This window comes from Kribbella sp. NPDC023972 (assembly GCF_040639075.1).
Classification (GTDB): domain Bacteria; phylum Actinomycetota; class Actinomycetes; order Propionibacteriales; family Kribbellaceae; genus Kribbella.
Genome location: NZ_JBEZZH010000007.1, coordinates 304,129 through 326,387, shown reverse-complemented (window position 1 = coordinate 326,387; position 22,259 = coordinate 304,129). Strand labels below are relative to the sequence as shown.

Genomic DNA, 22,259 nt, shown 5'->3' with positions numbered 1-22,259 from the left:
CCGGAAGGGCCGGTCCACTCGACCGGCCCTTCCGTCAGGTTCGTCTTCCGCGTCCAGGCAGCACTCTCAAGGCCGTCACGCCACCGGCCCCAGCGCCATCCGGGCCGGCACGATGACTGGCGCGATCACAGCGACCGCCGACAGCTCATGCATTGACAGGACAGCACTCCATCATCAGTCGAGGGGGCGGAGTTCGTCGGCGTAGGAGACGGAGACTCGGCGGAGTACGCCGTCTTTGACGTAGTACTGGCCCATGCGCCACAGGGGTGGGCTGTATGCATGGATCGAAACGCTGCCTTTGTCCAGGCCGGTGACGCGGTGGATGTGCTCTGGGCCGAAGCCGTACACGTCGCCGGCTGCCACCTCGGTCTCGATCGAGTCGGTGCCGATGGCGAGGTTGTGTTCGACCAGCTTGCCGCGGGCAACGGCCATGGCGCCGGAGGAGACGTCGTGGTCGTGCCAGCCGGTGTCGTTGACCGGTGTCCAGCAGATCAGCCAGACGTCGACGTGGGCGTCGCGGTGCAGTGAGGCGAAGACGCGTTCCTCGTCGTTGTAGGCGACCTTGTCCTCCCACAGGTGTGGCTGCGCGGCGATCGACGCGGCCAGTTCGGACAACTCGGTGGGATCCAGGTCCCGGCCCGGGAGGTTGTCCAGCGACAGACAGTTGTTGAGTTCCACGAGCCGGCTGGCGTGGCGCGCGGGTATGGCGGGTGCGTCATGAACGGGCTGAACGGTCACTGCACTCCTTTCGAGGCGCCGGCTCATCGAGCCGGGTCGCTGGTTGGTGACCCCGTCACGGGCTTGTGGCGGAGCGGCACTCCCGGTTTTCAGGCGGGTGGCGGGCCGCCGAAAAGGAGCCGGTGTGGGTTGTCGTGGCGGACCACCGCTGTCGCGGCGGCGCCTTGGCGGTGGTCGGTGATCTCGGCGTACGGCCGGTCGGTGCCGTGCACGACCTGGTCGATGCCGAGGACTCGGGCGACCGCGTCGATTCCTTGCGGGCCGTAGCTCGAGGTGTCGATGTACAGGTTGGGGTCGATGGTGCCGAGCCGCCCGCCGCGGGCAGCCAGCCGTTCGTGGTGGACGGGCGCGAGACCGGCCGCGGCGACGAAGCACAGCCGCAACCGCGGGAAGTCGCGGCGGCCGCCGTACGCATGCCAGGCCCACCACGCGGCCTGCAACTGGTTGGCGTAGTCGACGACCGGCGCCCACCAGCCCGGGACATCCGCCGCCGGCGTGACGACCGGACCAGGGTGAACGACGATCGGCTTGCCGGCCCGCTCGGCGGCGGCCAGCAGGATGCCGACCTGAGCCCAGCCGGCCGGAGTGCCGAGGATGTGGGCCGGTAGCTGGAGGCCTAGGAATCCCTTGGAAAACAAGGCTGCCAAGCCTTCGACGTCGGGGTCGAGCAGGTTGACCGACGCCCAGGCGCGGAAGGGCTCGGGAAGGGCGGCGGCGCCGGTGTGCCACGCGTCGAGGAGCCCGAGATCACCCAGGTGCTCGACACCGAGCGGACTCGAGAGTGACACGACGGCGAGCGTCGTGCCGGCGTCCTGCTCCAACGCGACCCGCTTGCTGACCTCATGGGCCGCAGGGTCGACCTCGTACGGCGCTTCGCCGGTTGTGTGAAGCGTCCAGCCGTCCAGATATGGCGGCTCGGTGCGGGCACGGAGCCGGTCGACGAAGTCGGCCGGCCACAGGTGCTGGTGGACGTCGATCACGCGCTGGCCTCCTTCGCCGGTTCTCTCCCCCGGATGGTGTAGCGGGCCGTCGAACCGGTGATCAGCCTGTCAACCGGCGCTTTCCGGCCGCTTTCCGCGCGCTGTCAGGTGGCTGACCAGGGAATGTCCAAGGCAACGGTTCACGCACCCCCGCGTCACGTCGCGAAGGCCGGCCGAGCGTCATCCGCTCGGCCGGCCTTCCGGCGTTCTCCGCCCGGTTACCCGGCGTTCTCCTCGATGACGTCGCATCGGAGCCGGCCGGTAAAACGATCAAGGAGGAGACGTTGGAACCACGCGAAGTGACCGCAGAAGCCCCGGGGCGGGTCATCATCGAGGCCGGCCTGCTGCATCTGCCGGGTGCGGTCGAGGTCAGGGTCGAGGCGGACTGCGAGCGGGCCCGGCTGGAGATCTCGACCGATGACGAGTACGGCCCGGCCGCGGCGGCTGTCGCCGGCGCCGCCGTGCAGTGGCGCGACGGGCGCCTGTCGGTCAGTGTCGTGGGTGAACCGGGCAACGAAGCCGGCGTTCCGGTGACGATCACCGGCATGGTTCCACCAGGCTGCACTCTCGAGGTCGAGACCACCAGCGCGGCCATCAGTACGGATGGCGTGGCCGAGGTGGACGCCAGATCGCAGTCCGGCCCGGTCGTCGTGGACAAGGCCGACCTCTTGCGGGCCAGGGTCGTGGACAGCGACGTCCAGGTCGGGGACGCGTTCGAAGTCGACGCCCGGGTCAAGGGCCGTGGTGGCATCCGGGTCGACCACGCCCGCCGCCTCGACGCGCGGACGACGTACGGCGACATCACCGTCAAGCGCCACGACGGCGAGGCCCAGTTGCACAGTCAGGACGGCGACATCACCGTCGAGAACTTCGAGACCGGCTCGGTCCGGGCCGGCACCACCCGTGGCGGCGTCAGGGTCAACGCCACCGGGCCGGGCACGGTCGATGTCGTCTCGGAGACCGGCTCGCTGACCGTCACGGCAGACAGCCCCGAGACGGCTGCCCTCCTCAGGGTCAGGGCAGACAGCAGGGGCCCGGTCACCATCCCGAAGGAAAGTGAAGGCACCGCGAGCCAAGCCGTGGCGACGCCGGGTATTCCAACCCGCTCCTTCGACGGCCGAAACGCCGACCGCGGGCTCCAGCGGTGACTTTCCGGGGAGACTGGCCGCATGGTGGACAGTGGGAAGTAAGTCCACCGAATTAGTCTAGTTTCGCGGGTGTGGATGCTGGGGCTCAGTGGTCGTCGTCGCGCTCAGGTGGGCGGGGCGGCGACCGAGCCGCGTTCGATCAGGGTCGGGGCGACGGTGGTGCGGCGGACGCGGCGGTTGGTGTCGACGGCGGAGGTGACCCGCGCAACGACGTCGGCGACCAGCTCGTCGAGTGGCCAGTGGAAGGTGGACAGCGGCGGTGTGAGCAGCTGGGACATCGGCTGGTCGTCGTACCCGAGCAGGGAGAGGTCCTCCGGGACGCGGAGGCCGAGCTCGCGACTGGCGGCGTACACCCCGAAGGCCATCGAGTCGGCGAGGGCCAGGATGCCGGTCGGTCGCGCAGCGCCGCTGAGCAGGTCGCGGGCGACCTCGGTGGCGCCGGGCAGGTCGTGCGGGCAGGGGATGATGCGGACCTCCAGCCCGAGCCCGGCCGCCACTCGCTGCGCGATCTCCTCGGCCGGCCGCTGGGCCTCGATCCGGTGCGACGGGCTGAGCACCGCCACCGTCCGGTGGCCCGCGTCGGCCAGCCGGCGCAGCGCCGTACTGACGCCGGTCTCGTTGTCGAAGACGACCTCGGACTTCGCCTTCGCGCCCGGCAGTGCGTCGCCGATCGCGATCACCGGCGCCTGCTGGGCGATCTTGGCCCAGCCCTTCGCGGCCGGGTTGACCGGAATCACCACGATCGCGTCGGCGCGGTGGTCGACCAGGTGCTGGGCGAGCTCGAGCTGGCGGTCGCCATCGCCGGCCGAGTCGATGATCCAGGCGTTCCGATCCGGTGCCAGCAGCTCCCGGCCGAGCGCGGCGGCGAGGCGCTGCTGCCACAGGTCCTCCAGGGAGGCGCAGAGTACGCCGATCGATCCGCTGCGGCCGGAGGCGAGCGCGCGGGCCACCGGGTCGGCCTGGTAGCCGAGCCGCTCGGCGGCGTCCTGGACCCGCTGCCTGGTCTCCGGCGTCCCGTGCAGGCCGCGCAGCGCGTAGGACACGGCCGCCATCGACAGACCGGTCTCCGCGGCGATGTCCTTGAGGGTTGGCCTCCGGGCGTTTCCGGACATGAGTTGAACCCTAGGGCATGGAGTCTGATCCCGCGCCTACTGCGCGGCACTCGGCGGCGCATCTCGCTGCACTGGTGCGAAGGCCACGATGCTCCGCATCGAGACCTCCGCCCCAGCACACCGAGCTACACCCCCGAGCACCTGCTCGCGACGGCGCGGGATCAGACTCCATGCCCTAGGCCATTGCTCGGACAGAAACTTGACAACCGGTCCTTTGAAGCGCTTCACTCTAGACATCCTGAAGCGCTTCAATCTGATCGGGAGGAGGAGTTGTGATCGACGTCCACCAGCACTTGTGGCCAGCGGAGTTCGTCGACCGGCTCCGGGCTCGCGACACCGCGCCGTACCTCGACGGCTGGACGCTGCACACCGCGACCGAGGCGCCGTACGACGTGGATCCGGCGGCGCACGCGATCGACAAGAGGGTGGCGCTGGAGCAGGACCTCGGTACGGCGCTCGCCGTCGTGTCGGTGTCGAGCCCGCTCGGTGTCGAGCAGCTCGGAGATCGCGATCTTCTCGACGCCTGGCACACCGGCGCCGCCGCGCTGCCGGAACCCTTCAAAGCCTGGGCGGCGCTCGATCTGTCCGAGCCTGACGTCGAAGGCCTTGAATCCCTGCTGAACAACGGCTTTCTCGGTCTGCAGCTGCCCGCCCACGTGCTCGGTACGCCGGCCGGCTGGGCCGCGCAGGGTGAACTCCTCGCGATGGCCGAGCGGTTGAACAAGCCGATCCTCGTCCACCCCGGCACCGCCCAGCCCGCGGCGGACACGCCCGGCTGGTGGGCGCCGGTCGTCGACTACGCCAACCAGTTGCAGGCCGCGTGGTGGGCCTGGCATGCGTACGGCGGCCGCCGCGACTTCCCGCGGTTGCGGCTGTGCTTCGTCGCCGCGGCCGGCCTCGCACCGGTCCACCACGAACGGCTGGCTGCCCGCGGCGGGCGGCTCGGCACCATCGACCCCAACCTGTACGTCGACACCTCGAGCTACGGCCCGCAAGGAATCGACGCGGTCGCCCGAGTCCTCGGCATCGACCAGGTCGTGCACGGCACCGACCGGCCGTACGCCGAGATCACCGACCACCGCCAAGGCGCCGCCGCGACAGCGGTGGTCCGCCACGACAATCCACACCGGCTGCTCTTCGGCGTCGGCAAACCATCTCCTGAGAGGGGAGTGCAGTGACTGCTCAGCCCGTCAACGACATCCCAGTCGTACCAGCGCGCCAGGCCAGCCGGCTCGTGGAGCTCAACAACTGTCTGTCGCTGGACAACCTCCCGGGCCGGGACCTGGATCCCACCGAGTTGTCCGAACTGGCCGCGTCGATCGCCGCGCAGCCACACCTGTGGGAGGACAAGGTCGCCTACAACGACGAGGAACGCGTCTTCGCCTCACTGCACCGCGACGCCCACGTCGACGTCTGGCTGATCTGCTGGACACCGGTCAACGACACCGGCTGGCACGACCACGACGTCTCCTCCGGCGCGGTAGCCGTTGCCCGCGGCAAGCTGGTCGAACACAACCTCGCCATCGGCACCGAGTCGATCGAGACCGAGGTGGCAGCCGGCGACGTGTACGGCTTCGGCCCGGACCACATCCACCGCCTGACCGGCCTGGACAAGGGCAGCGTCACCGTCCACGCCTACAGCCCACCCCTGTGGCGCATGGGCCAGTACTCCGTCAAAGACGGCGTACTCCGCCGAGTCTCCGTCTCGTACGCCGACGAGCTCCGCCCCCTCGACTAGGCGGTGTCTGACGGTTCCCCGCCTACTGCGCGGCACTCGGCACGGCATCTCGCCGCACTGGAGCAAAGGTCACGATGGAACCACATCGAGACCTTCGCTCCAGCACGCCGAGCTACCGCACCGAGCACCTGCTCGCTACGGCGCTGAACCGTCAGACACCGCCTAACCCCAAACCGGGCAGGCCCGACCACCAGGCAGACCTGCCCAACAGCCCGGCGCCGGAACAAACATTTCCGCCGCCGGGCCTTTGATCTGCCCCGGGTTGCCCCACGATCTGCCCTCCTCCGCAGCCCGAGTCGTGTCCAGACTCGCTTGCCATGACGATGCGTGCGGAGCTCGAGAAGCACTACACCGAGCGACATGACGAAGCGACCCGGCTGGGCTCGACCATCAAGGGACGGCTGGAGCTCGCGCGGGTCCAGGACCTGCTCTCCCGCTACCTGCCGCCACCACCGGCGACAGTCGCGGACATCGGCGGCGGTCCTGGCACCCACGCGAGCTGGCTGAAGGGCCGCGGGTACGGAGTCGAGCTGATCGACCCGGTCGAGCGACACGTCGACCAGGCGGTCGCGGCCGGGATCAGCGCCGTACAAGGAGATGCACGGCGGCTGCCATGGGACAACGGGGAGTTCGACGCTGCCTTCCTGGCAGGGCCTATGTACCACCTGCCGGATGCCGCCGAACGGCGGCTCGCGCTGCGCGAGGCGATCCGGGTGACGAAGCTCGGCGGATTCGTCGCAGTGGTCGCCATCAACCGATCGGCCAACCTGATCGGTTCGACGCTGGCCAATACCTTGCTCGAGCGGCAAGGGGTCGTGACGGAGATTCTCCGCGATGGTTTCAGTCCGCGAAACGACCGGATGGCGCACACGACGTATCACACCGTGGCGCAATTGAGGTCCGAGCTGACCGGTGCCGGGCTGCGTGCTGTCACCATCCACGGCCTGACTGGTCCGGGTGGCTGGCTGACCGTAATGATCGATGCGCACTACCGCGGTCTGCCGTTGCCGGACAGCCTGCAGGAGCCGGACCCGCTACGGACCGCCCTGGAGTGCTCGCGGCTCGCGGACAGCTATCCGGAGCTGGTGCAGGCGAGTTCGCTGCTACTTGCGGTTGGGCAAGTTGATTGAGGAGTGGACTCGCCGGGCGCGGGCGAGACGGCTGCGGGAGCGGGCGGTCAGGTACACCGAGAACAGCTGGCCGGTGGCTCCGCTCGCCGTACCGCAGGAGGCTGGATCCGCCCCGGAATTGGTCGGCGAGGTGGTGCGGACCGGGGCGGAGGCTCAGGTGGTCTGGGGTGAGAACGGGTGGGACATCGCGCTCATCGCCCAGCACTTCGAAGTCATGGAGCTTCCGCCCGAATTCGGTGCGCTGCTCAACCACCAGCTGAAGCAGTCGTGCCCGACGGCAATGGCGCCGGCGCGGCGGCATTGGTTGTTCTTTCTCGAGGCTGGGTCGGTCGCCGCGGAGCGGATCGCCATGGTGGGTGGCGTACTGCATCGGGACTGGGTGCCGGCGCCGGGGACGCGGTTGGAGTCGACCGGGCGGATTCGGTGGCTGGTGCAGCCGTATCAGACGCGCTGGCAGCCGCTCCGCCGGCAGGATCCGATCGACACTGTCCTGGGCTCTTTCTCTGACTGGTGTCAGAGGACCGCCATCACTGGTTCGGGAAGTCCTTGAAGGCCTGAAACCCGCGGGGTGGTTGGCGTGTCTCTTCCCAGCGCAGTTGCATAGCCCCGGCCAGTTCCTCGAACCAGGTGCAAAGTCGGGGATAGACAGCCATCGCGGACACGGCCGCCGAGGTGAGGGTCTGCACGATCTGGGTACGGCGCCTGACCGCCTCGACCGAGTCCTGGTCTGTTGACGCGATCAGGCGCAGCCGCGAGGCACGCACGATCGCCCAGGCGGCGCACCCCGTGGCCATCATTCGCTCGTACGCCGAGTCCTCCATCGGAGCGAGCGCGGCCCGGTACGCACGATCCATTCGAGCCAGCACGTGATCCGGCAGCACCGCCCAGTGGCCGTACTGCGGGAACGGAAGCCGCAGACAGGCCGCATCCATCCCCGGATGCCGCCGCCCGGCCCCCTCCAAGTCGACCAGGCGGGCTTCGCCGTCGACCAGTACGACGTTGTTCGGGGTGAAATCGCCATGGGTGAACGTGGTATGGCGCCGAAGCTCGCCGGCGAGGTCGGCGAGCTCGACGTCACCGGGTGGTGGGAAGCCGAGCTCCGCCGCCGCTTCAGTCAACGGTCGCCACAGGTCCAGTGGATGATCGAGGAACTGCACCTCGTGAGCGGCCGCGAACTCCGGATCCACTGTTCCGTGCAAAGCCCCGGCCAGCCGCGCCATCGCCAGCAGGCCTTCGGTCGCCGCCATCGGATCGTCCCCGAACAACAACTCCTGCACGGTTGGACCGGGTCCGAGATCGGTCAGCACCACCACCTGCTCGTGGTGGGGAGCAGGCTCGTCCACGCTGCTCGCGAGGAAGACCGGCGCGAGTCCCGTTCCTCGCAGGTGATCGAGCGCCAGCCGCTCGTTGCGCAGGAACTCGCTGCCGCGACCCCAGCCGACATCCGTCAGCCGCCGGCCCTTCGCGATCACGGTTCGCCCGATCCCGTCGTACGACCGATCGAGGAAAAGCCGCGCGACCGGCGCAAGGTCGCTGCTGCCGAGGTCCATCCGCTCCACGACGCGAACGCCGCCCAGCAACCGTTCGACCGTTCGTTCCACCCGGCGACCCTACCGGCCGGCATGTCACTTGTTTGTCGGTTCGCCATCGATCGGGGGTCGGTGAGTGTGTGGGCGAGGGTGGGCAGGGTAGACATGGTGGAGTACGGACACCCGGGGGGCGGGAATTAGTGGAGGGGGAACACGCATGGTGCAGCTTGCGATCGAGGCGTTGAACCCGGCGATCCTGCCGGCGGCCGAGGGGAACTACACGCACGGGGTGCAGGTGGACGGTGCCCGGCGGATGGTGTTCGTCAGCGGTCAGGTGCCGTGGGGCAACGAGCACGGGCGGGTGCCGGAGAGCTTCGAGGCGCAGTGCCGGATGGTCTGGCGGAACGTGCTCGCGGTCCTGGCCGAAGCGGGAATGGGCGTGCGGAACCTGGTCAAGGTGACGACCTACCTGTCGGACCGCCAGTACCGCGCGATCAACTCGAAGATCCGCGAGGAGGTCCTCGGTCGTCACGCCCCGGCTCTCACCGTCATCATCTGCGACATCTATGCCGAGAACTGGCTGCTGGAGATCGACGCCGTAGCGATGGCTTGAGGGCCACTTGGTTGCGGAGTGGCTCTGGATTCGGTCGTACGGCGGCTCTAGCGTCGGGCGCATGAGAATCCGGGTTGTCGACGCGTTTGCCGATCGTCCGTTCGGGGGTAACCCGGCCGGGGTGTGCTTGCTCGAGGCGGGGAACTGGCCGGACGACGCTTGGCTGCAGGCGGTCGCGGCTGAGATGAAGCACGCCGAGACCGCCTTCGCGAAGCCGGCGCCGGACGGCGAGGCGGACTGGGACCTGCGTTGGTTCACGCCGGTGAAGGAGGCTGTCCTCTGCGGGCACGCGACTCTCGCGACCGTGCACGCGATGGCTTCGGACGGGCTGGTGGCCGGGAAGGTGAGTTTCGCGACCCTCAGCGGAGTGCTGCTCGCGAAGGTGGAGGACGGCTGGATCACGCTCGACTTCCCGGTGAACCGGCCGATCGCGACCGCGGTCCCGGCCGGTCTCGCCGACGCTCTCGGGACCGAGCCGGAGGCTGTCTACCTCACCGGCGAGCTGCGCGATCTGCTGGCCGTGCTGCCCGGGGAGCAGGCTGTCCGCGATCTCGCTCCGGACCTCGCGGCCGTCGCGTTGATCACCAGGCGGGAGGGCATCCGCGGCCTGACCGTGACGGCGCCGAGCGCTGAGCACGACTTCATCTCGAGGTTCTTCGCGCCTGCCAGCGGCATCCCCGAGGATCCAGTGACCGGCAGCGCGCACACCGGGCTGGCGCCGTACTGGACCGAGCGCCTCGGGCGGGACGAACTGGTCGGGTACCAGGCGTCCGCCCGAGGCGGCGTCGTCCGCGTCACCTCAGCCGGCGACCGCGTCTACCTCAAAGGCCAGGCGGTCACCGTGCTGGATGGTGAACTACTCGTATAGGCTGGCCCAAGTCTCGGCGTGTGTCGCGACGCCGTTCGGGGCGATGAGCTCGGTGACGACGTCCTCGGCGTCCGCGTCGAGCGGCTCGAACGGGTACTCCGGTACGACGTACGCCCGGGCGCCGGCCACCATCTCGATACCGGGGAGCTCGAACCACGCCTCCCCAACCTCACGGCTGATCTCGTAGATCGCCTGCTCGGCCGAGCCCACCGGCTCCTTCTCGCCCTCCTCGAGCTCGGCCGGGTGCCGTTCCTGGGCGGCCCGGCCGGCCTCGAGCAGCGCGTCCAGGTCGACCACCCGCAGGTCGAACCGGGACACCACGCTGATCACGTGGTCCTGCTCGACCTCTTCGTCGTCCTCGTCGTCGGTGCTGTCCTCCAGCAGCAGCGGCGCCGTACCGGTGTGCTCGAAGACGGCGTCGTTCCAGCTCTCGACGAGTTCCTCGAGTGCCGCGTTCTGGTCGTAGAGCGCGGTGTGCTCCTCGTCGCCGGTCATCGCCAGCAGGGCCTCGGTGTGGGCCTGGAGACGTTCCGCCAGCCGGCGGCTCGCCTCGGCGAGCGCCTCCCGGGTCTCCGCGGAGAAGAACTGCTCGGTGGGGGCAGCGATGTCCATTTCGGTCACTAGGTGTTCTTCCCTTGTCTGTGGGCTGTGATTGCCAGGCGTAAGTATGCGGACTGCGGCCGCCGGCGCGAACTCCCACCCGAAGATCGCCGTCGGAATGGGCCGCCGCTTCGAACCGTGACGTGTCTGTTTCGTTCAAGACATTGTCGGCGGTCTGCGTCAGGGTGAGGGTATGGACATCTTCAGCGCAGGTCGGGATTTCGTACGCCGGGAGGCGCGGCTGGTCGAGCGGCGGGTGTTCGCGACTCTCTTCGAGGGGGCCGATACGGACGGGGTCGTGGATGCCTTGCGTGGTTACCAGAACGCGGATGGCGGCTTCGGGCACGGACTGGAGCCGGACAAGCGCTGCCCGGAGAGCCTCCCGCTCGACGTGCAGGTCGCCTTCGAGACTCTGCTGACTGCCGGGGCGCGTGACGAGGAGCTGATCCGCCGCGCCGTCGACTGGCTGCAGTCGGTCGCGACGCCCGATGGTGCCATCCCGCTCTGCGGCCCGGCCGTCGAGGGCTATCCGCGGGCCGAGCACATCAGCGAGTGGACCTACGAGCCCAGTCTCAACCCGACGGCCGGTCTGGTCGGTCAGCTCTTCCAGTTCGGGTTCGAACACCCGTGGCGTGACCAGGCTGCCGCTTGGTGTGCTGCCGAACTGGCCAAGGGTTTCCCCGACGACGCCCACGCGATGCACGTCTCGATGGAGTTTTTGGAGCACACCGACGACGCCGACCTCGACAAGGTCCGCGACTGGTTACCCAAGCTCAAGTGGTATCGCGCCGACGCCAAGGATTCGTCGTACGGCGTGACGCCGCTACACCTCGTACCGACGCCGGACAGCTTCTGGCGCCCGCTCTTCGACGACGCTCAGCTCGAGGCGCACCTCGATCGCCTGATCGCCGACCAGCAACCCGACGGCGGGTGGGCCCTCACCTGGGAGCCGCCCAGCCAGGCCGCCACCCTCGAGTACCGCGGCCTCGTCACCGTCGCCGCCCTCCGGACGCTCAAGGCCTACAACCGTCTCTGAGACGGACGACGGCCCTCCGCGAAGCCACCTGACTTCGGGGAGGGCCGTCGTGCTGCCCGGGGCCGCGGCATCCACGTCGCGGCTCGGGCACTACCAGGAAGACTTGGTGATCCCGGGGAGTTCGCCGCGGTGGGCCATGGTGCGGAAGCGGACGCGCGAGATGCCGGCCTTGCGCAGGTAACCGCGCGGCCGGCCGTCGGCGACGTCGCGGTTGCGGACCCGGATCGGGCTCGCGTCCCGCGGCAGCTTCTGCAGCTCGAGCTGTGCGGCGCCACGCTCCTCGAAGGTCGACCGCGGATCGGCGACGATCCGCTTCAGCTCGGCCCGGCGCTCGGCGTAGCGCGCGACGATCCGCTTGCGCTGCTCGTTCTTGGCGATCTTGCTGGTCTTCGCCACCTCTTACCGCTCTTCGCGGAAGTCGACGTGCTGCCGGATCGTCGGGTCGTACTTGCGCATCACCAGCCGGTCGGGGTTGTTCCGCCGGTTCTTCCGGGTCACGTAGGTGAACCCGGTCCCCGCTGTACTGCGCAGCTTGACGATCGGGCGGAGGTCGTTGCGCTTGGCCATACTGTCCTTTCCTGGATCACCTGGCGGGTGACCCTCTGCTTCGGCAGAACACCGGCCGGGTAGCCGCTATTCCGATCCAGAGTGTACGTTGTACTGGTTATCGTTTTCAATAAGGCGGGAGTGCTGATGCTACCGGTGACCTTGCTGACGGGTGTCGACGAGCCGTTCCGCGCCGCCGTCGCGGGGAACCTGCTCGCCGCCGCCGGGCCGGCCGGCGTCCTGGTCGAGTACGACGTCAGCGGTCTGGCCGGCGGGTCCGTCGTACGGATCGCCCGGACCGCGGGCGGCGTGATCGACCGTGAGGTGATCCGGATGGGACACCCGTGCGTCTCCTGCGCGATGCGCGGCTCACTGGTCGCGCTGCTGGTCAGCATCGCGGCGGTCGAGCGGTACGACGCCGCCATCGTGTCGGTGCCCGGCGCCGGAGACACCCAGGTCCTTGCCGAGGAGATAGCCCGCGACGCCGCCGACGAGCTGCGGGTGGACGCGGTCGTGACGACGGTCGACACCGGCAGCGTGATCGACGACCTCACCGGCGACCAGCTCATCCAGGACCGCGGCATCCCGACCGCCGCCGAGGACGGCCGCGCGATCTCCGAGGTGGTCGCCCGCCAGCTCGAGTACGCGAACGCGGCAGTGCTGAGCAGCGACGATGAGACGGTCCGGGCGCTGGTGCAGGCGATCAACGCACAGTTGCTCGTCCGGGCCACGCCGGCTGGGCTGCTCGGCGTACGACTGCATGATCCGGACGCGGCCGAGACGTGGACGGAGCCTGGTTCGATCAGCGCGCCGACGGAGGGCGGTCCGGTGCGGACCCTGGTGTGGCAGTCGGACCGGCCATTCCACCCGGAGCGGCTGTACGACGCGCTGGAGGATCTGGTGGCCGGTACGGCGCGAGGCCGAGGAACGGTGTGGCTCGCGACTCAGCACCGCAACCGGCTCAGCTGGGACAGCTTCGGTACCAACATCTCGATCGGGGTGCTCGGGCCATGGCTGGCGGACCTGCCGGCCGACCGGTGGTCCGGAGTGGGGCAGCAGCACCAGGCCCGCTCGGCCCTCGAGTGGCACCCCGTGCACGGCGATCGCGCGTCGTACCTGTCCATCACCGGGGTCGGCCTGGATGTCCGGGAATTACGCGAGCGGCTCGATGGTTGTCTACTGCGTGCGGACGAAGCGGTCCACCCCCTGACCGACCCGTTCGCCCCTTATCTGGAAGGAAGTACCGCTGCATGAAGAAGGACATTCACCCCGACTACCGCCGGGTCGTCTTCCGGGACAAGTCCGGCGACTTCAGCTTCCTCACCGGTTCGACACGCGAGAGCAACGAGACCATCGTGTGGCACGACGGGAATACCTACCCGGTCGTCGACGTCGAGATCTCGTCCGCCACCCACCCGTTCTACACGGGCCAGCAGCGCGTGATGGACACCCAGGGCCGGGTCGAGAAGTTCAAGAAGCGCTACGGCCAGTCGTAAGCTCCGGCCTCCACAGCCCGTCGCCTGATGGTGGCGGGCTGTTTCGTTCGCCAACCTGGTCACTTGTCTCGGATTTCAGACGCCTGGATTGGTGAGCTGCTGTCGCGGGGGAGGTGCCGGGGATCACACTGTGCGCATGGAGCCGGTGGAGATCTCGGGTGTCGGGCTGACGCCGTTGGAGGCTGTCGCGTTGGGGCAGCGGCGGACCGCGGTGCGGTTGAGTGACGACGCCCGGAAGCGGATGCACGAGTCGGCCCTCGCGGTGGCCGAGGTGGCTCGGCACCGGCCCGTGTATGGACGGACCACCGGGGTCGGCGCGAACCGCGACGTACTCACCTCCGACCCGGAGCATGGCGCCCGCTTGCTCGGATCGCATTCGACCACCGGTACGACGTCGTACCCGAAGGACGTGGTCCGGCTGGGGCTGCTGATCCGGGTCAATCAGCTCGCGTCCGGCGGGTCCGGACTGGAACCCGAGGTCGCCGACGCGATCGTTGCGCTGCTCAACGATGACGAACTGCCGGATCTCCATCGCGGCGGTGCGATCGGGACCGGCGATCTCGGGCCGCTGGCCGAGCTCGGGCTCGCGCTCGGCGACGTCATCGACGGGACCAGCGCGTTGCCGCTGCTCTCCAGCAACGCGCTCACCCTGGCCGAGTGCTGTCTCGCGTACGTCGAGGCCGCCACGCTGATCAACGTGGTACCGCTGGTCGGCGCACTGTCGCATGTCGCCCAGCGTGGGAACGCCGAGGTGTACGACGTTCGCGTGCACGAAGCCCGGCCGCAACCGGGTCAGGTCCGGGTGGCGCGCCGGATGCGCGGCCTGCTCGACGGCCTGCCGATTCCGCCCGCACGGGTCCAGGATCCCTTCGGACTCAGGGCCTTCGCGCAGGTGCTCGGCCCTGCCGTCGACCATATGGATGCTCTGGGCAACAGTCTGCGGATCGATATCAACGCCTCCGCGGAGAACCCGCTGGTTGCCGATGACACCGTGCTGCACAACGGCAACTGGCACGCGATGCCGATCGCGCTGGCCCTCGACTCGCTTCGGCTGAGTCTGCACAGTGTCGCGACCCTGTCGACGTCGCGCGTCGCGAACCTGGTCGATCCCGAGTTCACGGGGTTGAGCCGCTTCCTCGCCAGCGGTGCGGAGGCGAGCTCGGGCGTGATGATGATCGAGTACGTCGCTCACGACGCGCTGGCCGCGGTCCGTTCGTCGGCGCAGCCCGCGACCCTCGGGACGGCGACGCTGTCCCGTGGAGCCGAGCACCACGCCAGCTTCGCGCCACAGGCCGCCGTACTGACGGCTCAGCTTCTCGACGCACTGCGAGAGGTGCTGGCCAGTGAGCTGGTCACGGCAGTGCGGGCGATTCGCCTTGCAGGGTTGACTCCTGACGATCTGGCGCCGGCAGCGGTAGGACCGTGGCTGGCCGACGCTCTGGCCGCGTTGCCGGGTGACCTTGCCGACCGGTCACTGCGGGAGGACCTGGAGATCGCCCGTGGCCTGCTCACACAGTGGGGCGACCGCCAGGTCGAGCATCCCGCCGAATCGGGTTAGACCCTAGATCGCCGGTGGCGAGGAAGCCGGTCGCGTACCCGGCCGGGTGCTGAGTCAGCGGACCGGTTGGGCCAGGGAAGTAGGTGCTGATCACCAGGTCGGTGTCGTCCGGTACGGCGACGCGCACCGGATCGGACACCCACTCGGCACCGACCGGGATCGTGACTGATGACTTGCCGCCGAACAGGACCGGGGCCAGCTTGGCCAGCTGGACTGTCGGAGTACCGGCGAGGTCATCCTCCCGCGGTGTTCACCTCGATCTCACCCTCAGTCGCCGGAACCTAGCAACCAGTGATCGGCAGCGGTCGATCCAGTGCGCTGGGCGGCCGTCCTACCGTTCGAGCGACTGCCAGAAGGGGATGCGGTGGTCTTCGGTGAAGTTGGTCCGGGCGGTGCCGGTCGGGGTGAGTGACTGGACCGTTTGGTCGCGGGGTGTGGTCCGCGGCCACGGGGTGGTGCCGGTGCGGGCGAAGGTGGCCCAGTGCCTGATGAGTTCGTCGGCGTACCGCTGCTGCGGCGGGTCGAAGACCTTCAGGTCGAAGAAGTAGGCGACGTCGCTGAGATGGTGCGAGCCCACCGGCCAGTCCGGCTTCGGTGCTCCGGCGTACCAAGGTGCGTCGCCGGCGAATTCGACGGCGTACGTCGGCATCCGCGAGGACAACAGGCGGTTGGTCCTCGCGGCCGGAGTGGACCACTGCGAGTCGGTCATCACGGTGGCGAGAGCACGACCGGCCGGCTGGACGTCGGCGTACTCGGTCAGGATCCGGTCGGCGTCGGACCCGAAGGTGTCGCGGATCGCTGCCTCGTACGCCGCCTGAGTGATCGGGGCGCCGAAGACCTCCTGGGCGCCGTAGCGGCCGGACTCCTCGTCGTGGTTGATGCCGTGCAGGACCGGGACCGGGTTGACCTTGCCGAGCCGCAAGGCCTCGGCCGGATGGCGGGGGAGCACCGGCCCGCCGAGCGCCGGGCCGAACTCATCGGGTTCGGTCGCTGCCAGCAACCTGTTGGCCGGGACCGCCCGTAGGCAGGCGGCCGTCGCGCACTCGAGATCGGCCGCGAGCTGACGGCCGTAGTCGAAGGCGACTGCCCGCGGCCTCGGCGCCGCGTAGTTCATCGCGGAGTACTCCTGCGCGCACGGACCGCTCTGGATGATGGCGCGATCGAACAGCCCGGCCGCGGTCGGTGATGCCAGGTGGTCGCACACGCTGTATGCACCGGCAGACTCACCCATGAGCGTCACGTTCCGCGGGTCACCGCCGAAGGCCGCCGCATTCCGCCGTACCCAACGCAGTGCGGCCTGCTGGTCCTCGAGACCGTAGTTGCCCGAGCCGCTGCCGAGCAACGGGCTGGCGAGGAAGCCGAACGCCCCGAGCCGGTACTGCACCTGGACCACGACCACGTCACCCTGCGCCGCGAACCGATTCGGTCCGTACAAGCTCGTCGCGCCGTGCTTGAAGCTGCCGCCATGGATCCAGACCACGACCGGCCGGTTCTTCCCGGTCCGCGCCGGCGTTGTCACGTCCAGATAGAGGCAGTCCTCGCTGGTGCTCGGTACGCCCACCGGATGCTCGCCCTGCGCACAACTGTCGGCGAACTGGCTCGCGTCCCGCACACCTGACCAAGGCGGCGCGGGGCGCGGTGATCGCCAGCGCTCGGGTGGAGCGGCGTACGGGATCCCGCGGAAGGTCCGGACGTCGTCCTGGGCGATCCCGCGCAGTAAGCCGCCCTCCGTCCTGACGACCTCGTCATCGGCGGCCGCGGGAACCACTCCCACGGCGCCGAGTGCGACAGCTCCAACAACAGCAGCCAGACCGCGAAACACGATGCTCCTCCACCAGATCGAACGACCGAGCCTCAACCCTCGCGTTCGTGCGCGGTCTACACAGTCAGTCCACGTCCCCATTCATGGTGGTGCTAGGACCACTCAGCCGTGCAGGCGGCGGGTCAGGGCGGTGGCGGCCTGGCGGATGCGGTGGGCCAGGGCGCGACGGTCGGCAGGAGGTACAGCGTCGGTGCGGAAAGTGACGCTGATCGCGGCGACCGGGTGGCCGGCGTGATCGACGGCCGCGCTGGCCACCGACGAGACGCCGGGACTGATGAAGGAATCCTCGACCGCGTAGCCCTGGCGCTTCTCGTCGGCGAGCAGGCGGCGGAGTTGGGTGAGTGTCTGCGGTCCGTGGTCGGTTCGCCGTACGAAACTGTCCGGACTCGGGAAGAGGGCGCGGACCTGGGCCGGCGGGAGTTCGGCGAGCAGGGCCCGGCCGGAGGCGGTCAGGGTGGCGGGCAGGCGTACGCCGACATCCGTGACCAGCGTGACCGGGCGAGGCGGCTGCTCCTTCAGCAGATAGACGAGCTCACGACCGTGCAGTACGCCGAGGTGGGCGGTCTGGCCGACCTCCGCGACCAACTGGACGAGCAGCGGGCGGGCCAGTCGTTCGAGCGGATCGTGGCGCAGGTACGCCGAGCCGATCTCGAACGCGGCCACCCCGAGCCCGTACCGTTTCTCCTCCGGCAGGTGCACCACGAAGCCCTCGTCGATCATTGCCCGCAGCAAGTGGTACGTCGACGAGCGCGGCAGGCCGACCGCGGAGGCGATGCGCTCCATCGGCACCGGTCCGGGCTGGGTGGCCAGGAACGTCAGTACCCGCAACGTGCGGGTCGAGGCGGGAACGTTGCCGCTCACAACGGCAGCGTAACCGCGAAATCTCAGATTCCGGACGATTCGCGGGACTTGGCGCGGCTACGGCGCAGCCAGAGCCGGAATCCCTCACCGGCCAGCGCGACCGCGAACAGTCCACCGGCGATCGCCCAGTCGACGTCCTGGTCGTCGCCGGAGGTCAGCATGCCGACCGCGACGGAGAGAATTCCGAAGATCGTGAGCGAGACAACGAGACGGTTCACAGGGCCTTCTCCGCGGTCCAGGCGGCCGACGACTCCGTGTAGCCGAGCCACGCGTTCACTGCCAGCATCGGGACGTTCGCCGCGTCGTTCCCGGTGTACGCCTGGGCGAAGCCGGCATCCCGTGCCCGCGCCAGCGCCAGCGACTTCACCACCTTCGCCAGTCCACGGCCGCGAGCCTCCGGGATTGTCCCGGTGAGGTTCGACCAGATCACCCGCCGCTGCTGGTCGGCGGTCGTGATCACGAAGGAGAGCACGGTGTCACCGTCGAGCACCGCGGCACTGAGGTCGCGCCGCAGGTCCGGGTGACTCCAGTCGGTCGCCAGCCATTCGTCGTACGGCGGTGCGAACGACAGGCCACTCGGATCACCCTCGGCGACAGCCGCGACCGCACGCCACAACTGCTCCGGATCCACCTGCTCGAGGTCGGTCACGCGCAACCCGTCCGGCGGGGGAGCAGGTGCCGGTACGGCGCTCAGGACGGCGCGGGAGTGGCTCATCCGGCGGCCGATGGTGAAGCCGCGCCGGATCGCGAACCCCTTCGACTCGTCGTCGTCACCGACCACGACGAGCAGTTTTGCCGCACCCGCCTCCGCGGCCTGTGCCGAGATCCGGTCGGCCAGCGCACCGCCGATGCCACGTCGACGAGACGCCGGTGGCACCTGGACGGCGATCCGCAGCCGGGGCGCCTGCTCGTCCGGCGCCGGCAGGAACACGTTGCCGAGGCCGACCACCTCGGAGCCCTCGACCGCGAGCAGCACGACCCGCTGCCTGCTGTTACGTAGTTCGGCCTCGATACCGCGTGCCGTCTTCACCAGCTGCGGCATCGCGGCGGCCCAGACCCGGGCGATTCCCACCGCATCCTCCGGCCCCGCCGTCCGGATCTCGAACACCATTCCCTCACCCTATGTGGCCGGCGGTCCACCGCTATGTCTCAGATGCGAGACAGAAAGTGCTTGGCGCTGCTGTCGGTTGTCCGTGCCACGCGGTGGAATGAACGAGTGGAAGAGCAGAACGAGGTGATCGTCGGCGTCGGCCCGTTGCGGCCCGCCGATGTCGTGGCGGTGGCGCGGCACGGAGTCCGGGTACGGATCGACGACCAGGCGCTCGAAGAGATCGCGAAGTCGCGGGCCGCGATCGAGGCGCTCGCCCACGCGGACACCCCGCACTATGGCGTCTCGACCGGTTTCGGCGCCTTGGCCACCCGGCACATCGCGCCGGAGTTGCGCGCGCAGTTGCAGCGCAGCCTGGTCCGGTCGCATGCCGCCGGTTCCGGCCCCGAGGTGGAGACCGAGGTCGTCCGCGCCCTCGCCCTGCTCCGGCTGTCCACCCTCGCGACCGGCCGCACCGGCGTCAAGGTCGAGACGGCCCAGGCGTACGCCGGTCTGCTCAACGCCAAGCTGACTCCGGTGGTGCACGAGTACGGCAGCCTCGGCTGCTCCGGTGATCTCGCGCCGCTGGCCCACGTCGCGCTCGCGGTGATGGGCGAAGGCTTCGTGAGAGATGCCGAAGGCAACCTTCTCGATGCGGGCGACGCACTGCGCAGGCACGGCCTGACGCCGGTCGTGCTGGCGGAGAAAGAAGGTCTCGCGCTGATCAACGGCACCGACGGCATGCTCGGCATGCTGGTGCTCGCCCTCGCCGACCTCGACCGGCTGGCCAAGACCGCTGACCTCGCCGCCGCGATGAGCGTCGAGGCCCAGCTCGGCACCGACCGCGTGTTCGCCGACGATCTGCAGGCTCTCCGGCCGCATCCCGGTCAGCGATCCGCAGCCGCCAACCTGCGCGCGATCCTCGCCGGCAGCGCGATCGTGGCCAGCCACCGCGGTCCCGAGTGCAACCGGGTCCAGGACGCTTATTCGCTGCGCTGCTCGCCGCAGGTGCACGGTGCCGCGCGGGACACCGCGGCGCACGCGGCCACGGTCGCCGATCGCGAGCTCGCCGCCGCGATCGACAACCCCGTCGTGCTCCCGGACGGCCGGGTCGAGTCGAACGGCAACTTCCACGGTGCGCCGGTCGGTTACGTGCTGGACTTCCTCGCGATCGCCGTGGCGGACCTGGCCGGCATCAGCGAGCGTCGTACCGACCGCTTCCTCGACGTCGCCCGCAACCACGGGCTGAACGCGTTCCTGGCCGACGATCCCGGTGTGGACAGCGGGCACATGATCGCGCAGTACACGCAGGCCGCGATCGTGTCCGAGCTCAAGCGTCTCGCCGTACCGGCCAGTGTGGACTCCATCCCGAGCAGCGCGATGCAGGAGGACCACGTCTCGATGGGCTGGTCAGCCGCACGCAAACTGCGCCGGGCGATCGACGGGCTGCAACGCGTCCTGGCCATCGAGATCCTGACTGCCGCGCGGGCGCTCGACCTGCGCGCACCCCTCACTCCGGCGCCGGCCACCGCCGCCGTCCGGGACGCCCTGCGGGAGTACGTCGACGGGCCGGGGACCGACCGGCACCTCGCCCCCGAGATCGAGCACTCCGTCCGGCTAGTTGCCGACGGCACCTATCTGTTCGCTGCCGAGGCCGTCACCGGCCCACTGTCCTAGAAAGGCTGGATCACCCATGTCCGGACCCCGTCCCGTCCGCGCGCCCCGCGGTACCACCCTGACCGCCCGTGGCTGGCAGCAGGAGGCCGCACTGCGGATGCTGCAGAACAACCTCGATCCCGAGGTCGCCGAGCATCCGGACGAACTGGTCGTGTACGGCGGCTCCGGGAAGGCGGCCCGGGACTGGAACTCGTTCGACGCGATGGTGCGCACGCTGACCACGCTGAAGGACGACGAGACCATGCTGGTGCAGTCCGGCCGCCCGGTCGGGGTGATGCAGACGCACGAGTGGGCGCCACGGGTGCTGATCGCGAACTCGAACCTGGTCGGCGACTGGGCCACCTGGGAGGAGTTCCGCAAGCTGGAGGCGATGGGGCTGACGATGTACGGCCAGATGACGGCCGGCTCGTGGATCTACATCGGCACCCAGGGCATCCTGCAGGGCACGTACGAGACGTTCAGCGCGGTGGCCGAGAAGAACTCTGCCAAGTTCGAGCGGGCTGGCGCCCGCGGGGGCGGCTCGCTGGCCGGCACGATCACGCTGACCGCCGGGCTCGGCGGCATGGGTGGTGCGCAGCCGCTGGCGGTGACGATGAACGACGGCGTGGTGATCTGCGTCGACGTGGACGAGTCGCGGATCCAGCGCCGCATCGAGCACCGGTACCTCGATGTGCGCGCGTCGTCCGTCGACGAAGCGCTGCGACTGGCCGAGGAGGCCAAGGCGGCGCGCAAGCCGCTGTCGATCGGTGTCCTGGGCAACGCGGCCACGATCGTGCCGGACCTGCTCCGCCGTGGTGCGCCGATCGATGTGGTGACCGACCAGACGTCGGCGCACGACCCGTTGATGTACCTGCCGATCGGCGTCGAGTTCGAGGACTGGACGACGGCGCGGGAGAAGGACCCGGCCGGGTTCACCCACCGGGCCCAGGAGTCGATGGCCAAGCACGTCGAGGCGATGGTCGGCTTCCAGGACGCGGGTGCCGAGGTGTTCGACTACGGCAACTCGATCCGCGACGAGGCGCGCAAGGCCGGGTATGCCCGGGCGTTCGAGTTCCCCGGGTTCGTGCCGGCGTACATCCGGCCCTTGTTCTGCGAGGGAAAGGGCCCGTTCCGGTGGGCTGCGCTGTCCGGCAACCCGGCCGACATCGCCAAGACCGACCAGGCCATTCTGGACCTGTTCCCCGACAACGAGCACCTGACCCGGTGGATCAAGCTGGCCGGCGAACGAGTCGCCTACCAGGGCTTGCCGGCCCGGATCTGCTGGCTGGGTCAGGGTGAGCGGGACAAGGCCGGTGTCCGGTTCAACGAGATGGTCGCCTCCGGTGAGCTCGAGGCGCCGATCGTGATCGGCCGGGACCACTTGGACACCGGTAGCGTCGCGTCGCCGTACCGGGAGACCGAAGGAATGCTGGACGGCTCGGACGCGATCGCGGACTGGCCGTTGCTGAACGCGATGGTGAACGTGGCCAGTGGCGCGTCGTGGGTGTCGATCCACCACGGCGGCGGGGTCGGGATCGGCCGGTCCATCCACGCCGGCCAGGTTTCGGTTGCCGACGGCACCGAGTTGGCCCGGCGGAAGCTGGAGCGGGTACTCAGCAACGACCCGGCGACGGGTGTCATCCGGCACGTCGACGCCGGCTACGACAAGGCAGCAGAGGTTGCCGCCGAACGAGGTGTCCGGGTTCCGATGCAGGAATCCTGACCACCGAGTGCGACCATG

Annotated in this window: 24 protein-coding genes; 13 read left to right on the top strand and 11 right to left on the bottom strand. The window is 69.4% G+C overall.

Features of this window, described 5'->3' with window-relative positions; all coding sequences use genetic code 11:
- Window positions 1-174: 174 nt before the first annotated feature.
- Complete coding sequence (locus AB0F43_RS27880) at window positions 175-738, bottom strand: cysteine dioxygenase family protein (protein ID WP_360482988.1); 564 nt, start codon at window positions 736-738, stop codon at window positions 175-177.
- An 89-nt stretch (window positions 739-827) separates the two neighbouring features.
- Window positions 828-1,718 (bottom strand): amidohydrolase family protein, encoded by an 891-nt coding sequence (locus AB0F43_RS27875; protein WP_360482985.1) that lies wholly within the window; start codon window positions 1,716-1,718, stop codon window positions 828-830.
- A 284-nt stretch (window positions 1,719-2,002) separates the two neighbouring features.
- On the opposite strand from AB0F43_RS27875, the gene AB0F43_RS27870 reads away from it, so the two are divergent.
- Entirely contained in the window at window positions 2,003-2,866 is an 864-nt protein-coding gene (locus AB0F43_RS27870; protein ID WP_360482982.1) for a DUF4097 family beta strand repeat-containing protein, read from the top strand.
- 104 nt (window positions 2,867-2,970) lie between these two features.
- On the opposite strand, the gene AB0F43_RS27865 is transcribed toward AB0F43_RS27870, so the two are convergent.
- Entirely contained in the window at window positions 2,971-3,978 is a 1,008-nt protein-coding gene (locus tag AB0F43_RS27865; protein WP_360482979.1) for a LacI family DNA-binding transcriptional regulator, read from the bottom strand.
- Between the two features lie 272 nt (window positions 3,979-4,250).
- On the opposite strand from AB0F43_RS27865, the gene AB0F43_RS27860 reads away from it, so the two are divergent.
- The 4 genes from AB0F43_RS27860 to AB0F43_RS27845 all read left to right on the top strand — a co-directional run bounded on the left by AB0F43_RS27860 (window position 4,251) and on the right by AB0F43_RS27845 (window position 7,396).
- Window positions 4,251-5,156, top strand: coding sequence for an amidohydrolase family protein (locus AB0F43_RS27860; RefSeq protein ID WP_360482976.1), 906 nt, complete (start codon window positions 4,251-4,253; stop codon window positions 5,154-5,156).
- Window positions 5,153-5,716: a cysteine dioxygenase family protein gene (locus tag AB0F43_RS27855; RefSeq protein WP_360482973.1), complete on the top strand. Its 564-nt coding sequence runs from the start codon at window positions 5,153-5,155 to the stop codon at window positions 5,714-5,716. Before AB0F43_RS27860 ends, AB0F43_RS27855 begins: the two co-directional genes overlap by 4 nt.
- 317 nt (window positions 5,717-6,033) lie before the next feature.
- Entirely contained in the window at window positions 6,034-6,846 is an 813-nt protein-coding gene (locus AB0F43_RS27850; RefSeq protein ID WP_360482970.1) for a class I SAM-dependent methyltransferase, read from the top strand.
- Complete coding sequence (locus AB0F43_RS27845) at window positions 6,830-7,396, top strand: hypothetical protein (protein WP_360482967.1); 567 nt, start codon at window positions 6,830-6,832, stop codon at window positions 7,394-7,396. Before AB0F43_RS27850 ends, AB0F43_RS27845 begins: the two co-directional genes overlap by 17 nt.
- Here AB0F43_RS27845 and AB0F43_RS27840 read toward each other — a convergent pair.
- Window positions 7,374-8,447, bottom strand: coding sequence for a phosphotransferase (locus tag AB0F43_RS27840; protein WP_360482965.1), 1,074 nt, complete (start codon window positions 8,445-8,447; stop codon window positions 7,374-7,376). The genes AB0F43_RS27845 and AB0F43_RS27840 overlap by 23 nt on opposite strands.
- A gap of 145 nt (window positions 8,448-8,592) precedes the next feature.
- Between AB0F43_RS27840 and AB0F43_RS27835 the strand changes: the two genes are divergently transcribed.
- The gene (locus AB0F43_RS27835; RefSeq protein WP_360482962.1) at window positions 8,593-8,988 is read left to right on the top strand and encodes a RidA family protein; all 396 of its coding nucleotides are present in this window, start codon (window positions 8,593-8,595) and stop codon (window positions 8,986-8,988) included.
- Between the two features lie 61 nt (window positions 8,989-9,049).
- On the top strand, window positions 9,050-9,856 hold the full coding sequence (locus AB0F43_RS27830; RefSeq protein ID WP_360482960.1) for a PhzF family phenazine biosynthesis protein: 807 nt from the start codon (window positions 9,050-9,052) through the stop codon (window positions 9,854-9,856).
- On the opposite strand, the gene AB0F43_RS27825 is transcribed toward AB0F43_RS27830, so the two are convergent.
- The gene (locus tag AB0F43_RS27825; RefSeq protein WP_360482957.1) at window positions 9,845-10,468 is read right to left on the bottom strand and encodes a hypothetical protein; all 624 of its coding nucleotides are present in this window, start codon (window positions 10,466-10,468) and stop codon (window positions 9,845-9,847) included. The genes AB0F43_RS27830 and AB0F43_RS27825 overlap by 12 nt on opposite strands.
- A gap of 181 nt (window positions 10,469-10,649) precedes the next feature.
- Here AB0F43_RS27825 and AB0F43_RS27820 point away from each other — a divergent pair, with 181 nt between their 5' ends.
- A complete protein-coding gene (locus AB0F43_RS27820) occupies window positions 10,650-11,492 on the top strand; it encodes a hypothetical protein (protein ID WP_360482954.1) in 843 nt (280 codons plus the stop codon).
- Window positions 11,493-11,582: 90 nt separating this feature from the next.
- Here the strand turns inward: AB0F43_RS27820 and rpsN are convergent, their stop codons facing one another.
- Entirely contained in the window at window positions 11,583-11,888 is a 306-nt protein-coding gene (gene rpsN / locus AB0F43_RS27815) for a 30S ribosomal protein S14 (protein WP_360482951.1), read from the bottom strand.
- A 3-nt stretch (window positions 11,889-11,891) separates the two neighbouring features.
- On the bottom strand, window positions 11,892-12,059 hold the full coding sequence (gene rpmG / locus AB0F43_RS27810) for a 50S ribosomal protein L33 (RefSeq protein ID WP_360482948.1): 168 nt from the start codon (window positions 12,057-12,059) through the stop codon (window positions 11,892-11,894).
- A gap of 126 nt (window positions 12,060-12,185) precedes the next feature.
- On the opposite strand from rpmG, the gene AB0F43_RS27805 reads away from it, so the two are divergent.
- The 3 genes from AB0F43_RS27805 (at window position 12,186) to AB0F43_RS27795 (ending at window position 15,092) form a co-directional block, all read left to right on the top strand.
- Window positions 12,186-13,292, top strand: a complete 1,107-nt coding sequence (locus tag AB0F43_RS27805) for a GTP-binding protein (RefSeq protein WP_360482945.1) — start codon at window positions 12,186-12,188, stop codon at window positions 13,290-13,292.
- On the top strand, window positions 13,289-13,534 hold the full coding sequence (locus AB0F43_RS27800) for a type B 50S ribosomal protein L31 (RefSeq protein ID WP_360482942.1): 246 nt from the start codon (window positions 13,289-13,291) through the stop codon (window positions 13,532-13,534). The genes AB0F43_RS27805 and AB0F43_RS27800 overlap by 4 nt, the downstream gene beginning before the upstream one ends.
- 136 nt (window positions 13,535-13,670) lie before the next feature.
- The gene (locus AB0F43_RS27795) at window positions 13,671-15,092 is read left to right on the top strand and encodes an aromatic amino acid ammonia-lyase (protein WP_360482939.1); all 1,422 of its coding nucleotides are present in this window, start codon (window positions 13,671-13,673) and stop codon (window positions 15,090-15,092) included.
- Between the two features lie 331 nt (window positions 15,093-15,423).
- On the opposite strand, the gene AB0F43_RS27790 is transcribed toward AB0F43_RS27795, so the two are convergent.
- From AB0F43_RS27790 to AB0F43_RS27775, 4 genes are all read right to left on the bottom strand, one after another.
- Window positions 15,424-16,866, bottom strand: coding sequence for a carboxylesterase family protein (locus AB0F43_RS27790; RefSeq protein WP_360482936.1), 1,443 nt, complete (start codon window positions 16,864-16,866; stop codon window positions 15,424-15,426).
- Window positions 16,867-17,016: 150 nt separating this feature from the next.
- Entirely contained in the window at window positions 17,017-17,775 is a 759-nt protein-coding gene (locus AB0F43_RS27785) for an IclR family transcriptional regulator (protein ID WP_360482933.1), read from the bottom strand.
- Between the two features lie 23 nt (window positions 17,776-17,798).
- Complete coding sequence (locus AB0F43_RS27780) at window positions 17,799-17,993, bottom strand: hypothetical protein (protein ID WP_360482930.1); 195 nt, start codon at window positions 17,991-17,993, stop codon at window positions 17,799-17,801.
- Window positions 17,990-18,886 (bottom strand): GNAT family N-acetyltransferase, encoded by an 897-nt coding sequence (locus AB0F43_RS27775; protein ID WP_360482927.1) that lies wholly within the window; start codon window positions 18,884-18,886, stop codon window positions 17,990-17,992. The genes AB0F43_RS27780 and AB0F43_RS27775 overlap by 4 nt, the downstream gene beginning before the upstream one ends.
- A gap of 105 nt (window positions 18,887-18,991) precedes the next feature.
- On the opposite strand from AB0F43_RS27775, the gene hutH reads away from it, so the two are divergent.
- Together hutH and hutU are read left to right on the top strand one after the other, a co-directional pair.
- Window positions 18,992-20,539 carry a histidine ammonia-lyase gene (gene hutH / locus AB0F43_RS27770; protein ID WP_360482924.1) on the top strand — a complete coding sequence of 516 codons (1,548 nt, stop codon included), beginning with the start codon at window positions 18,992-18,994 and terminating at the stop codon, window positions 20,537-20,539.
- 16 nt (window positions 20,540-20,555) lie between these two features.
- The gene (gene hutU / locus AB0F43_RS27765; protein WP_360482921.1) at window positions 20,556-22,241 is read left to right on the top strand and encodes a urocanate hydratase; all 1,686 of its coding nucleotides are present in this window, start codon (window positions 20,556-20,558) and stop codon (window positions 22,239-22,241) included.
- The last annotated feature ends 18 nt before the right edge of the window (window positions 22,242-22,259 follow it).